This is a genomic window from Bradyrhizobium quebecense (genome assembly GCF_013373795.3).
GTDB lineage: Bacteria > Pseudomonadota > Alphaproteobacteria > Rhizobiales > Xanthobacteraceae > Bradyrhizobium > Bradyrhizobium quebecense.
Genome location: NZ_CP088022.1, coordinates 2,371,092 through 2,384,570, shown reverse-complemented (window position 1 = coordinate 2,384,570; position 13,479 = coordinate 2,371,092). Strand labels below are relative to the sequence as shown.

General features: G+C 66.4%; 7 protein-coding genes. 2 read left to right on the top strand and 5 right to left on the bottom strand.

What is annotated here, in order from left to right; translation table 11 throughout:
• The first annotated feature begins 143 nt into the window (after positions 1-143).
• Entirely contained in the window at positions 144-2,297 is a 2,154-nt protein-coding gene (locus HU230_RS11175; RefSeq protein ID WP_176531629.1) for a carbamoyltransferase C-terminal domain-containing protein, read from the top strand.
• Here the strand turns inward: HU230_RS11175 and HU230_RS11170 are convergent.
• The 5 genes from HU230_RS11170 to HU230_RS11150 form a co-directional block, all read right to left on the bottom strand.
• On the bottom strand, positions 2,257-3,192 hold the full coding sequence (locus HU230_RS11170; protein WP_176531630.1) for a DMT family transporter: 936 nt from the start codon (positions 3,190-3,192) through the stop codon (positions 2,257-2,259). The two genes, HU230_RS11175 and HU230_RS11170, sit on opposite strands and share 41 nt — an antisense overlap.
• An 84-nt stretch (positions 3,193-3,276) precedes the next feature.
• The gene (locus HU230_RS11165; RefSeq protein ID WP_176531631.1) at positions 3,277-4,146 is read right to left on the bottom strand and encodes an NAD(P)-dependent oxidoreductase; all 870 of its coding nucleotides are present in this window, start codon (positions 4,144-4,146) and stop codon (positions 3,277-3,279) included.
• Between the two features lie 3 nt (positions 4,147-4,149).
• A protein-coding gene (prfB, locus tag HU230_RS11160; protein WP_173643340.1) for a peptide chain release factor 2 occupies positions 4,150-5,281 on the bottom strand; the annotation gives its coding sequence in 2 pieces (ribosomal slippage) (positions 4,150-5,211 and positions 5,213-5,281; 1,131 coding nt in all).
• A 106-nt stretch (positions 5,282-5,387) separates the two neighbouring features.
• The gene (locus HU230_RS11155) at positions 5,388-7,889 is read right to left on the bottom strand and encodes a penicillin-binding protein 1A (RefSeq protein WP_176531632.1); all 2,502 of its coding nucleotides are present in this window, start codon (positions 7,887-7,889) and stop codon (positions 5,388-5,390) included.
• A 279-nt stretch (positions 7,890-8,168) separates the two neighbouring features.
• Positions 8,169-9,494: an N-acetylmuramoyl-L-alanine amidase gene (locus tag HU230_RS11150; protein ID WP_176531633.1), complete on the bottom strand. Its 1,326-nt coding sequence runs from the start codon at positions 9,492-9,494 to the stop codon at positions 8,169-8,171.
• A gap of 705 nt (positions 9,495-10,199) precedes the next feature.
• Between HU230_RS11150 and HU230_RS11145 the strand changes: the two genes are divergently transcribed.
• Positions 10,200-13,418 (top strand): Rne/Rng family ribonuclease, encoded by a 3,219-nt coding sequence (locus tag HU230_RS11145; protein ID WP_176531634.1) that lies wholly within the window; start codon positions 10,200-10,202, stop codon positions 13,416-13,418.
• The last annotated feature ends 61 nt before the right edge of the window (positions 13,419-13,479 follow it).

Below are 13,479 nucleotides of genomic sequence, written 5' to 3'. Positions count from 1 at the left end.
TTTGTCGTGGTTTTGACGGCAAGTCTCGCAAGAGACGCATGTGCTGGCAAGCGCTGGGTTTTTCCGTTGGGCGAAACGGCATTGTTGCCTGGCGCTATTTATGATTGAAGTCGACGTGGGGATCACGAGTCGAGGCGTTCTGATTGCGTAAACCGGACATTCGTACCGGTCCGCGGCATCCGCGTATTGCGGCCGCGGGCTATGAGATCACGCGCCGCCTCAGCGAACGTGCATTGGCGAAGCGTGGCCTGCACAAGGCCAACGGCGAGTTCGCGCAGCGCACGATCGCCTCGATCCGCGAGAAGCTGCAGCGCGGCGAGACCGTCTATATCGCCGGCCTCGCCTGCCCCGGCACCCACAACACCGGCGTCGCGCTGGTCGAGGTCACCCAGAAGGACGGACCGCGCCTGATCGTCAACAACGAGGAAGAGCGCTTTTCCGGAAACAAACACACCAACGAGTTTCCGCAACACGCGCTCGAAGACATGCGCAAGGTGTTGCAACGGATGGGCCGCGACGTCGGCGACATCGCGGCCTTCGTCACCACCTGGGATTATCCGGCGCTGATGGCGATGCTGATCCGCACCTCGCTCGAGGAAGCGCCGGCCAGCATCAAATTGCTCCGCGCGCCGATCGCGCCGGCGATCAACCTGCGCCAGATGGACCAGGTGCGGCGCATCGCGCGCAGGCTCGGCAAGATGTACGGGCTTGGCGAACAGCTGCCGCTGATCTGCATGCCGCATCATGACAATCATGCCTGGTACTCGTTCACCGCATCGCCGTTCGCCGGTGTGCGCGAGCGTGTCGCGATTGCGGTGCTCGACGGCACCGGCGACGTCGGCTCGATTTCGCTCTATGTCGCCGAGAACGGCGAGATGAAGCGGCTCTATTGCAATGAGAGCCTGTTCGACTCGCTCGGCGCCTTCTACACCGTGATCTCGTCGAGCCAGGGCGGCTGGACCTGGCTCTCCAGCGAGGGCCGCTACATGGGCGCCGCCGCCTGGGGCGACATGAACCGCGCCACCAATCCCTACTATCAACGCCTGAAGGCGGTGCTGCAACTCGGGCGCAATGGCAGCGTGCAGCTCAATCGCGCGATGGCCAATTGGTACGCCGACCCCGCCGATAATCCCTATCATCAGCCGCTGATCGATATTCTCGGCCAGCCGCTGCGGCCCGACCAGCTCTGGAATCCCGACGCCGTGCTGCGCGTCGAGGACATCAATCACCGCGCCGACACCAAGGACCGCGTCGACAAGGCGGCCGCGACGCAATTGGTGTTCGAGGACGCGATGATCCATGTCATCGATCATCTCCTGCGCATCACCGGCACCGACCGCCTGGTGCTGACCGGCGGCGTAGCGCTGAACGCGCTCGGCAACATGCGGCTGCTCGAGCACTTTGACGAGGCCTGGTTCGAACGCGCCCAGCAGCGCAAGACGCGGCTGCATATGTGGGTGCCGCCGGTGCCCGGCGATCCCGGCGTGCCGATCGGCGCGGCCTGGCTGTTCGCGCATATGGCGGGCGCCGCGCGCGGTGCGCCGCTGTCGCACGCCTTCTATTGCGGCCTGCCGCCCTCGAACGCCGACATCGCCGCGGCGCTGCGCGCCGACGACGTCGCCTCGACCGAGATCGGCAATGTCGCGACATCAGAAGGGCGCGATGCGGTCGCCGATCTGATGGCTTCCATGGTGGCGCAAGGCGGCGTGATCGCGATCTATCAGGGCGCGGCCGAAACCGGCCCGCGCGCGCTCGGCCATCGCTCGATCCTCGCCAACCCCTGCGACCCCGAGGTGCGCGAGCGGCTCAACGAGCGCGTCAAGTACCGCGAGGCGATCCGCCCGCTGGCGCCGATGGCGACCCTGCAGGCCGCGCGCGACTATTTCGAGCTGGAAGACGGCGCGTCCGACGACGACTACAACGCCTACAACTACATGGTGCTCACGGCGCACTCGAAGCCGGAGGCACGCGCGAAGATTCCCGCCGTGGTGCATGCCGACGGCACCGGCCGCATCCAGATCGTGCGCGAGGCCGACGATCCCCTCACCTACGCTTACCTGAAGGCGCTCGGCCGCCATATCGGCGTCGAGATGTCGGTCAACACGTCGTTCAACGTCGCGGGCCCGATCGCGCAGACGCCGGCGCAGGCGATGGACACGCTGCGCCGCTCCAGGGGGCTCGACGCCGTGGTGCTGGTCGCCGACGACGGCACCGCCTCTGCCGCCTGGCACGGCGGCGAGCGCGACAGCGGCCGCTTCACCGGCTGGTATGCGGCGTGGAAACAGGCGCGCGGCTGAACCAGGTCAAGACGCGCCCGTCGATCAAGAGCAGTGCGCTGGCGATCACGAGCGCGCCGATCACCTCGCGCGGCGCGACCGGCTCGCCGAGGACGAAGAAGCCGAGCAGCATCGCGGTGACCGGAAGCAGCAGCGTCACCAGCATCACATTGGTCGCGCCGGAGCGCTGCAGGATCTGAAAGAACACGATATAGGCCAGCGCCGTCGACAGCGCCGCGAGCCCGAGCACGGCGAGCCACGTGGTCAGATGCGGCATCGGCAGCAGCCAGGGTCGCTCGGCCATACCGGCGACGACCGCCATCATCACGCTGGAGGCCATCATCTGGAACGTCGCCGTGCCCAGCGGCGGCACGCGCTGCGGCAGCCGCCGCCCGACCAGCGCCGCGATGCCGTAGCTGAAGGCGCCAGCGAGGCACAGCAGGATGCCGATGCCCTGCCCGCTCTCGAAGCCGAGCGCATCACCATGCAGGATCGCGACCCCGATCAGTCCGACTACCACGCCCGCCACGCGGCGCGCCTGCAGCCGCTCCTCGCCGGCCATCGCCATCACGACCACCGCAAACAGCGGCGTCGTCGCATTGAGGATCGAGGCCAGCCCGCTCGAAATATAAGTCTGCCCGAACACGATCAGCGAGAACGGCAGCGCGTTGTTGAACAGCCCCATCGCGGCGAACGGCGCCCAACCAGCAAGGCCACGCGGGAACTCGATCTTCCGGGCGCGCAGCAGCGGCAGCAGGATGAGCGCGCCGAGCACAACGCGCAGCAGCACCAGGGTCAGCGGCGGCAATTCGCGCAGGATCACGCCGTTGAAGAAGAACGAGCCGCCCCACAGCACCGACAGAAAGCCGAGCAGCCCCCAGTCGCGGCGATCGATCCTGTTGTCGGCGGAAGGCATGGCGGGCACTCATCTACGCAGGCGCAGATGCCTAGCCGGGCGCGGCGTCGCTGGCCACCCGATTTCCGTGAATGGCGGCTCTGCCTATTTCGGCCGCGACACGATCTCGATCATCTGGCCCTCGTCGGCATCGGGCGCATGGGCCTTGGCCTTGTCGTAGGCGGTGAGCGCGGCGCGGCTCACGGGCACGCCGGGCAGCAGCGTCTCGGCGAGACGCACGGCGTAGTCGGCATCCTTGTGGCGCAGCGCCGCCGTGAATGACGCACCGGAGAAGTTGCGGTCGATCATCCGCTTGCTGAGGCGGATCACCTGCGGGCTCGCGATCGCACCGGTCGCCAGCGCCTCGGCGACCAATTGCATGTCGAGGCCGGCCTGCTCGGCGATCGCGACGCCCTCGGCGAGGCTTGCGATCTGCACCGCACCGATCAGATTGTTGATCAGCTTGAAGACAGTGCCGGTGCCGACTGCGCCGAAATGGCGGATCGTGCTGCCAATCGGCGCGAGGAACGGCCGTGCCTTCTCGAGATCAGCGGCATCGGCGCCCACCAGCAACGTCAGCTTGCCCGCGGCCGCCGCTTCGGGGAGCCCGGTGACCGGACAATCGATGTAGATCAGGCCGCGGCTGTGCAGCTCGCGCGCCATATCGAGCGTGTGCTGATACGAGACCGTGGAACATTCGATCGCGAGCGTGCCGGCCTTCATGGTGGCAGCGGCGCCGTCCCGGGTCAGCCAGACGGCGCGCGATGCCTCGTCGTCGGCGACCATGGTCACGACCGCATCGGCGTCGATCGCGGCGTCCTCCGGCGAAGTCGCCCACAGCGCGCCGCGCGCGATCAAATCGTCGGCCTTGGCCTTGCTCCGGTTCCACACCGCGACGGTGAAGCCGGCATCGAGGTAACGGCCGGCCATGCCGTGGCCCATGCGTCCCAATCCGATGAAAGCGACGCGCGGCATGGGCTAATCCACATCCTCGACGGAGCCGGGCCCGGTGCCGAAGGCACGCTGCGCCAGCGTCGCCGCCATGAATTCATCGAGATCGCCGTCGAGCACCCCGGAGGTGTCGGAGGTCTGCACACCGGTGCGCAAATCCTTCACCATCTGGTAGGGCTGCAGCACATAGGAGCGGATCTGGTGACCCCAGCCGATCTCGGTCTTGGCCGCCTGATCGGCGGCGGCCTGCTCCTCGCGCTTCTTCAGCTCCATCTCATAAAGCCGCGCGCGCAGCATGTCCCAGGCCTGCGCCCGATTCTTGTGCTGGGAGCGGCCGGCCTGGCAGACCACCGCGATGCCGGTCGGGATGTGCGTCAGGCGCACCGCCGACTCGGTCTTGTTGACGTGCTGACCACCGGCGCCGCCCGACCGCATCGTGTCGGTGCGAACATCGGACTCCTTGATCTCGATCTTGATGCTGTCGTCGATCACCGGGAAAATCTGCACCGACGAAAACGACGTGTGCCGCCGCGCGTTGGAATCGAACGGCGAGATGCGCACCAGGCGATGCACGCCGGCCTCGGTCTTCAACCAGCCATAGGCATTATGGCCGGAGATCTGGATGGTGGCGGACTTGATGCCGGCCTCTTCGCCCTGCGACTCCTCGAGGAACTCGATCTTGAAGCCGTGCTTCTCCGCCCAGCGCGTGTACATGCGCAGCAGCATCTGCGCCCAGTCCTGGCTCTCGGTGCCGCCGGCGCCGGCATGGACTTCGAGGTAGGAATCGAACTTGTCGGCCTCGCCCGAGAGCAGCGCTTCCAGCTCGCGCCGGGCGACCTCTTTCTTGAGGTCCTTGAGCGCTTTCTCGGCCTCGGCGACCACGGCCGCATCGTTCTCGGCCTCGCCGAGCTCGATCATGCCGATATTGTCCTCGAGCTCGCGCTCGACCTTGCCGATGCCGGAGAGCGCGTCCTCCAGCGAGGTGCGCTCCTGCATCAGCCGCTGGGCCTTCTGGGGATCGTTCCAGAGATTGGGGTCTTCAGCGAGCTTGTTCAGCTCAGCGAGGCGTGCCGTCGATTGTTCGACGTCAAAGATGCCTCCTCAGCAGCCCGACTGACTGCTTGATCTCTTCAACAAGGCGTTCGATTTCCGCGCGCATGGTCTTTCAGGTGTTGGTGAAAAAGCTTGCCGGGGATGTAGCGACCGGCGTGGCAAAGCGCAATCGGCTTGGCCACGCTATCCCGGCGATTTGGATTGGCCAACCGCTAGTACAGTCCCCCGGTTCCCGGCCGCATGAAGAAGCCGCCATCCGGCTGTCCGCCACTCTGCGACGGCTGCGGGCCGGGTGCAGGACCGCGGCCATCGGCATCGGCGACACCGATGACCGAGTAATTGTCCGGCGGCGCGGTGCCCGGCTTGAAGGCTTCGAGAATGGTGTTGCCGCTATCGCCTGGGCCGGCACGCATGCCGGTCTTGGCATCGACGCGGATCAGCTTGATGCCGGCCGGAACCTTGAACGGGGTCGGCGGCTTGTCGGCGAGCGCAAGCTTGAGGAAGTCGCGGGCAATCGGCGCCGCCACGTGACCGCCGGTGGCGGTGCGGCCGAGATTGCGCGGTTTGTCGTAACCCATGTAGACGCCGACCGCGAGATCCGGCGAGAAGCCGACGAACCAGACGTCCTTCTCATCGTTGGTGGTGCCGGTCTTGCCGGCGATCGGCTTGCCGACCTCCTTCACGACGGTCGCGGTGCCGCGCTGGACCACGCCTTCCATCATCTCGGTGATCTGGTAGGCCGTCATCGGATCGAGCACCTGCTCGCGGCGGTCGACGAGCTGCGGCTCCGGCTGGCTCTTCCAGCCGCCGGGCGCGTCGCAGCCGCGGCATTCGCGGGTGTCGTGCTTGAAGATGGTATGGCCGTAGCGGTCCTGGATGCGATCGATCAGCGTCGGCTTCACGCGACGGCCGCCGTTGGCGAACATCGAATACGCCGTGACCATGCGCATGACGGTCGTTTCACCGGCACCCAGCGCGTACGACAGGTAGTTCGGCAATTCGTCATAGACACCGAAGCGCTTGGCATACTCGCCGACCAGCGGCATGCCGATGTCCTGCGCGAGCCGCACCGTCACAGTGTTGAGCGAGCGCTGCAGCGCGTTGCGCAGCGTGGTCGGGCCGTAATACTTGCCGGTCGAATAGTTCTCCGGACGCCACACGCCGGCGCCCTGCCCCTGATCGATCTCGATCGGCGCGTCGATCACCGTGGTTGACGGCGTATAGCCGTTGTCCAGCGCCGACGAGTACACGATCGGCTTGAACGACGAGCCGGGCTGCCGGTAGGCCTGCGTCGCACGGTTGAACTGGCTCTGGTCGAACGAGAAGCCGCCGACCATCGCGAGCACGCGGCCGGTCCACGGATCCATCGCCACCATGGCGCCGGAGACCTCAGGCAGTTGCCGCAGGCGATACTGGCCTTCGACGGCGTTGCCGTCCTTGGTCACCAGCGGGTCGGCATAGATCACGTCGCCGGGCTGCAGCACCTGCGAGACCGCGGTCGGCGCCTTGCCCTTGGTCTTGGCCCAGCGCACGCCGTCCATCGTGATGATGCCGGTCTGCCGTTCCTTGCTGACCGCGCCGCCGAGCTCGCGGCCGGGCTGGAAGCCGATCCGCGCCGATTGATCGCTGGTCTCGAGCACGACCGCCATCCGCCACGGCGAGATGTCGGAGAGCGATTTGACGTCGGCAAGCTTGACGCCCCAGTCGCCGGACACGTCGAGCTTCTGCGGCGCGCCGCGCCAGCCCTGCGCCTCATCGTAATTGACGAGGCCGGCGACCATGGTCTTGCGCGCCATCACCTGGATCTTGGGATCGAGCGTGGTGCGAACCGACAGGCCACCCTCGTAAAGCTTCTTTTCGCCGTAGCGCTCGAAGATGTCGCGGCGGACTTCCTCGGCGAAATACTCGCCGGCGAAGATGTGCGCACCGTTCGAACGGCTGGTGACGTTGAGCGGGTCCTTGCGCGCCTTGTCGGCGTCGGCCTGCTTGATCCAGCCGTTCTCCAGCAGGCGGTCGATCACGTAGTTGCGGCGCTCGATCGCGCGGTCACGGTTGCGGACCGGATGCAGCGCGGCCGGCGCCTTCGGCAGCGCAGCGAGATAGGACGCTTCGGCGATCGTCAGCTCGTTGACCGACTTGTCGAAGTAGACCAGCGACGCCGCCGCGATGCCGTAGGCGCCGAGCCCGAGATAGATTTCGTTGAGGTAGAGCTCGAGGATGCGGTCCTTGGAATAGGCGCGCTCGATGCGCATCGCCAGCAGGGCTTCCTTGATCTTGCGCGCGAACGAGACTTCGTTCGTCAGCAGGAAGTTCTTGGCGACCTGCTGGGTAATGGTCGAGGCACCCTGCGGGCGGCGGTTGGAGCCGTAGTTCTGCGCGTAGAGGATCGCAGCGCGCGCCATGCCCTGATAGTCGATGCCGCCGTGCTCGTAGAAGTTCTTGTCTTCGGCGGCGAGGAACGCGTTGATCACGAGCTTCGGCACGGCCTGGATCGGCAGATAAAGCCGGCGCTCCTTGGAGTATTCGCCGAGTAGCGCGCCGTCGGCGGCGTGCACCCGGGTCATCACCGGCGGCTCATAGTCCTGGAGCTGCGAGTAGTCGGGCAGATCCTTGGAGAAATGCCAGATGGCGCCAGCGACGGCGGCGACACCGACCAGGAACACGACGGTTCCGGCGGCGAACAAGAAACCCATGAACCGCACGAGCAGGCGCATTATCGACGTTCCGTTCCTACCCTCCGGCGCTCAATCGTCAGGAGCGCCTGTCCAAAAGTGCGAAGCCTCACACAACGAAGGCTTACATAGCGAGGCCTTTGCATCGAGGCCTTTACATCAAAGCCTTGGCCCAGCGAGCCGCCTTGCGCACGCGAATATACAACAGCCGCCGTACAATATGGTCGATTCTGCGGACCTGCGGTCCTTTGTCTATAGCGTCGCCGCTGTGGCCAAACTAGGGCTTCCGGGCAACGGCCCCGGCTTTTCAGGCGGCCAATTTCACTTTGCCGGTCCGGCGGTTGCCAGCCGTTTGGAGAAGAACGTGTCGATCGCCTGGACCATCGATCCGACGGCCTTGTTGCGCCAGTTCTCGGAGACCAGATGCTCGAGGTCGCCCCTGTTGGAGACATAGCCGATCTCCACCAGAACGGACGGCACGTCGGGCGCCTTGAGCACCCGGAAGCCGGCCGATTTCAGCGGATGCTTGTGCATCCGCACCGTGGACTTCATCTCGTCCATCAGCAGACGGGCGAAGCGGTTGGAGAAGGTCTTGGTCTCGCGCTGCGCGAGGTCGATCAGGATGTCGGCGACCTCGGTCGGCTCGTCGGTCAGGTTCACGCCTGCGATCGCGTCGGCCTTGTTCTCCGCTTCCGCCAGCCGCTCGGCCTCGGCGTCGGACGCCTTGTCGGACACGGTGTAGATCGTGGCGCCCTGGGCGTCGCCCTCGCGGCGCGGCAAGGCATCGGCGTGGACCGAGACAAACAGCGCCGCGGATTGCGAGCGCGCGATCTTCACCCGGTCGTTGAGCGGGATGAAGGTGTCGTCGGACCGGGTCATGACCACCCGATATTTACCCGACTTCTCGATCCGGTCGCGCAGGGCAAGGCCAAAGCCCAGCACCAGGTTCTTCTCGGTCTGGTCGCCGGACTGGGTGCCGTTGTCGATGCCGCCATGACCGGGATCGATCACGATCAGCGGGCGGGAGTCGGTGGTCGCAACCGGTGGCAGCGCCGCCGTGGTGACGGCCGGAATGGTCGCCGTGGTGGCTTCGGAAATCGACGGCTTCAATTCGGGCCGGCCCTCCGGCGCGAGCGACCGCATGAAGCTGGTGCGATCGACCTGCTCGAAATCCAGCACCAGCCGCGGCGGCTGGCCGTTGGCGGCATCGAGCACGTAGGAATTGGCGATCTTCACCGGGCCGGTCATGTCGAACACGATCCGGGAGCCGCCGGGCATCACCAGGCCATAGCGGAACGCCTTCACCAATCCCCGCGCCGCCGAGCCGGTGCCGGCAGCGAGCTGGAAATTGACCTGCGGGATATCGACCACGACACGGTAGGGATCGGCCAACGGGAAGGCGCGAAACTCGATCTTGCGGTCGAGATCGAGGATGAAACGGGTCTGCTTGTCGTCGCCGGCAAGCCTGGCGCCGGATGCGACCGGGAAATTCGGCGCACTGGCAGCGAAAGCACCTACGGCCTGCGCCGGCTGGCTGTCCTGTGGTCCTTCGGCCGCGCTCGGGGCGCTGGCCACGCCAAGCGCCAATGCTGCAGCGCACAACAGCCCGCATCCCAGGAAAACAAGGTGTTTTGCGCGGTTCTCCACCCGATTCGGAGCCTCCCAGCTGCTTCTTACCGCATTAGAACCACACGGTTAATCGCACCCTAATGGCGCGCGGGCGAAAAGAGCCGAGTGTTGCGGCGGCGTGACGCTTCCCTTGCACGCGGCGGGCAATCCACGTATGTACGGAGTGCTGACGGCTAGTACTCCCGGTTGTGTCGCGTTCAGCCTCTCGGTGCAACGGTGGAACCTTCCAAATCGAAGATCCCGCCGTGTTTTTCCGGTCCCTCCCCAGCCAGCGCCGCGCGCGGCTGACACGGAGAGGCGGATTCAAGCCCGAGCGGCGTCCGGTCCCAGACACACTCCCTCGCCAGAGGGACGGTTTGAGACACGGCGTAACCGATTATCCGGCCCCTTGGGGCCTCGATATGCGATGGCCGGCAGGCGCTTCGGCGCCAGGCGAGGCCTTCAGCAAAAGATACGGCGGTCAATTTCGCCGCCAACATGTTTAGACGGGCCGACGCTTAATGCGCCAGACTGCATTGCCGACCAGGATCTCCCGAATGATCGCGCTGACGCGAGGTGAAAACTTCGCCCGTCGCATCATCCCGGTGGGTTCCCGTCCGGCGCTGCGCCGCGAGACGCGTTTTGGCCTTCCCCTCACCCCCGAATCAGGTGGACCGTCGCGTCACCGGGCGGCGCAATTTGCGCCTGCCATGATCCGCGCCCGCCGCCGTCAAGAGCTCCAAAATGCCCAACAAGATGTTGATCGATGCCACCCACCCGGAAGAGACCCGGGTCGTCGTGGTCCGTGGCAATCGCGTCGAAGAGTTTGATTTCGAGACCGCCCAGCGCAAACAACTGCGCGGCAACATTTACCTCGCCAAGGTTACGCGCGTAGAGCCGTCGCTGCAGGCTGCCTTCATCGAGTATGGCGGCAACCGGCACGGCTTCCTGGCCTTCAGCGAAATCCATCCCGACTACTATCAGATCCCGGTCGCCGATCGTCAGGCGCTGATCGAAGCCGACGAGCGCGCCCATCGCGAGGCCGAGGAAGAGCACGAGAACCGCGGCCATCGCCGCCGGTCGCGCCATCGCAATGCCCGCCGCCGCGGCCATGGCGACCGCGTCCAGAGCGAGGTGATCGAGGGTGCAGGCGACGCGCAGGCGCTGCCGGCAGCCGAGGCTCACGAACATCCCGTCGATACCGGGCATCATGAACACGATGCCGGGCATCACGAGCACGGCGTGGCCGCCTATGAGGGTCACGAGCATGAGGCGCATGATCATGCGCATCACGACGACGAGCATCACCATGAGCATGAGCATCACCATGACCATGGTCACGACGATCATGGCCACGATGATCACGATCATGACCACCATGACCATGATCAGGCGCACGATCACGACCACGCCCCCGTAGCGAGCGAGGCGCAGGCCGCCGACGCCCCGTCCGACCCCGTCGTCGCGGTGGTCGAAGCCTCCGTTGCGTCGGCTGCGCCGGAATTCGTCGAGGCCGCCGAGGTCAATCATGAGCCCGAGCGGACCCATGAGGAGCAGGTCGCGGAAAACGCCGCGCATGCCGACGACGCGCCGCATGTGGCTGCCGACGAAGTCCACGCCGCGGCCGATGAGCACGGCGTCGCCGAATACGCAACGCTTGCGGACGGAGCCGCGCCCGAGGCTCGGCATGGCGATGATGCCGGCGAAGACGACGACGAGGATGACGGCGAGGAAGGCGAGGAAGAGGATGTCGTCGAGTCCGTCGGCGGCGACGACGTGCTCGAGGAGGTTCCGGAGCGCGCGTTCCGCCCCCGTCGCCAATACAAGATCCAGGAAGTGATCAAGCGCCGGCAGGTGATGCTGGTGCAGGTCGTCAAGGAAGAGCGCGGCAACAAGGGCGCCGCGCTGACCACCTATCTGTCGCTCGCCGGCCGTTATGCCGTGCTGATGCCCAACACCGCGCGTGGCGGCGGCATCAGCCGCAAGATCACCTCCGCCCAGGACCGCTCGCGGCTGAAGGAAGTGGTGCAGGACCTCGACGTGCCCGAGGGCATGGGGATCATCCTGCGTACCGCCGGCGCCTCCCGCAGCAAGCCGGAGATCAAGCGCGACTTCGAGTACCTGATCCGGATGTGGGAGACGGTGCGCGACCTGACCCTGAAGTCGCAGGCGCCGACCCTGGTCTACGAGGAAGGCTCGCTGATCAAGCGCTCGCTGCGCGACCTCTACAACAAGGAAATCGACGAGATTCAGGTGGCGGGCGAAGCGGGCTACCGCGAAGCGCGCGACTTCATGAAGATGCTGATGCCGGCCAATGTGCGCGCGGTGAAGCAATATCGCGACGGCCAGCCGTTGTTCTCGCGCATGGGCGTCGAAAGCCAGCTCGACGCAATGTTCTCGCCGACCGTGCAGTTGCGCTCCGGCGGCTACATCGTGATCAACCAGACCGAGGCGCTGGTCTCGATCGACGTCAACTCCGGTCGCGCCACGCGCGAACACCATATCGAGGACACCGCGCTCAAGACCAATCTGGAAGCCGCGGAAGAGGTTGCGCGTCAATTGCGTTTGCGCGACCTCGCGGGCCTGATCGTCATCGACTTCATCGACATGGACGAGAAGCGCAACAACCGCGCGGTCGAGCGCAAGCTGTCCGACTGCCTGCGCCAGGACCGTGCGCGGATCCAGGTCGGCCGCATCTCGCATTTCGGCCTCTTGGAAATGTCGCGCCAGCGCATCCGCGCCAGCATGCTGGAGAACTCGACCGAGCCCTGCCCGCAATGCGGCGGAAGCGGTCACGTCCGCTCGGTCTCGTCGGTGGCGCTGCAGCTCCTGCGCGGCATCGAGGAAATCCTGATGAAGGGCGCGACCCACAATCTGGTGGTCCGCACCCGCACCGACGTCGCGCTCTACGTGCTCAACCACAAGCGCGGCCATCTGCGCGACCTCGAGGAATCCTTCCGAGTCTCGCTGTCGGTCGTCGCCGACGCCACCGTGCACGGCCAGCAATCCTACGTCATCGATCGCGGCGAGCAGGTGCATACGCTCGAAGCCGCCAAGGCGCTGCTTGCCGCGCAAGCTGCCGCTGCGCCGGCGCAGGTCGATGAGGCGGATGACGAGGAAGAACTGTTCGAATACGAGGCCGAGATCGAGACCGACGAGACCGAAGGGCTCGTCGACGACCGGGCGGGCGGCGAGGAAGCAGGCGCCGCTGAGGGCGAAGGCGACGGCCAGCGCCGCAAGCGCCGCCGTCGGCGCCGCGGCCGTGGAGGCGCCAACGAGGCGCGTGACGGTGTTCAGCCGCCGCGCGAGGACGGCGATCTGATGCATGTCCTGCCCGATGGCACCGAGGTGGTTGCCGCGGGCGAAGCCGAAGGCGATGAGGACGAAGGCGACGAAGCCCAGGGCGCTGCCCGCGACGACCAGGCCGGCAACGGCGATCGCCGCCCGCGGCGCCGCGGACGCCGTGGCGGCCGCCGCCGGCGCGGCACTGGCGGACCCGATGACGGTCTTGCCGGATCGATCTCCGATGAGCTGAGCCCGGTGGCAGCACCTGAAGCCGCGGACGCAGTCGCCGATTTCGATAGCCACGACGCGGAGCCGGCCCCCTCGCTCGTGCAGCCCGAGCTGTTTGCACAGCCGACGGAATGGCAGCCGATCGAGGCCGTGCCGGTTGAGGCGATCACGGTGCCCGAACCCGAACCCGTTGCAGCACCTGCCGCCGAGGACACAGCCGAAAGCGACCGCGCGCAGCGGCGCCGCTCGACGGTGCGCGAAAAGGTCAGCTTCGCATCGAGCCCGCAACCCGAGACGACACCGGCGCTGGCTCAGAGCCCGGCGGAGGAACCTGCCCCCGCCCCTGAACCCGCAGCCTCTGCCTCGCAGTCCGCACCGGACGCCACCACGGCCGAGGCTCCGGCCCGCAAGGGCTGGTGGTCGCGCCGCTTCGGCGGCGGCGGCAACTAGCACCACCTGGAAGTCAAAACGCCCGGTTCACGCCGGGCGTTTTTATTGGACAGGCCATCCG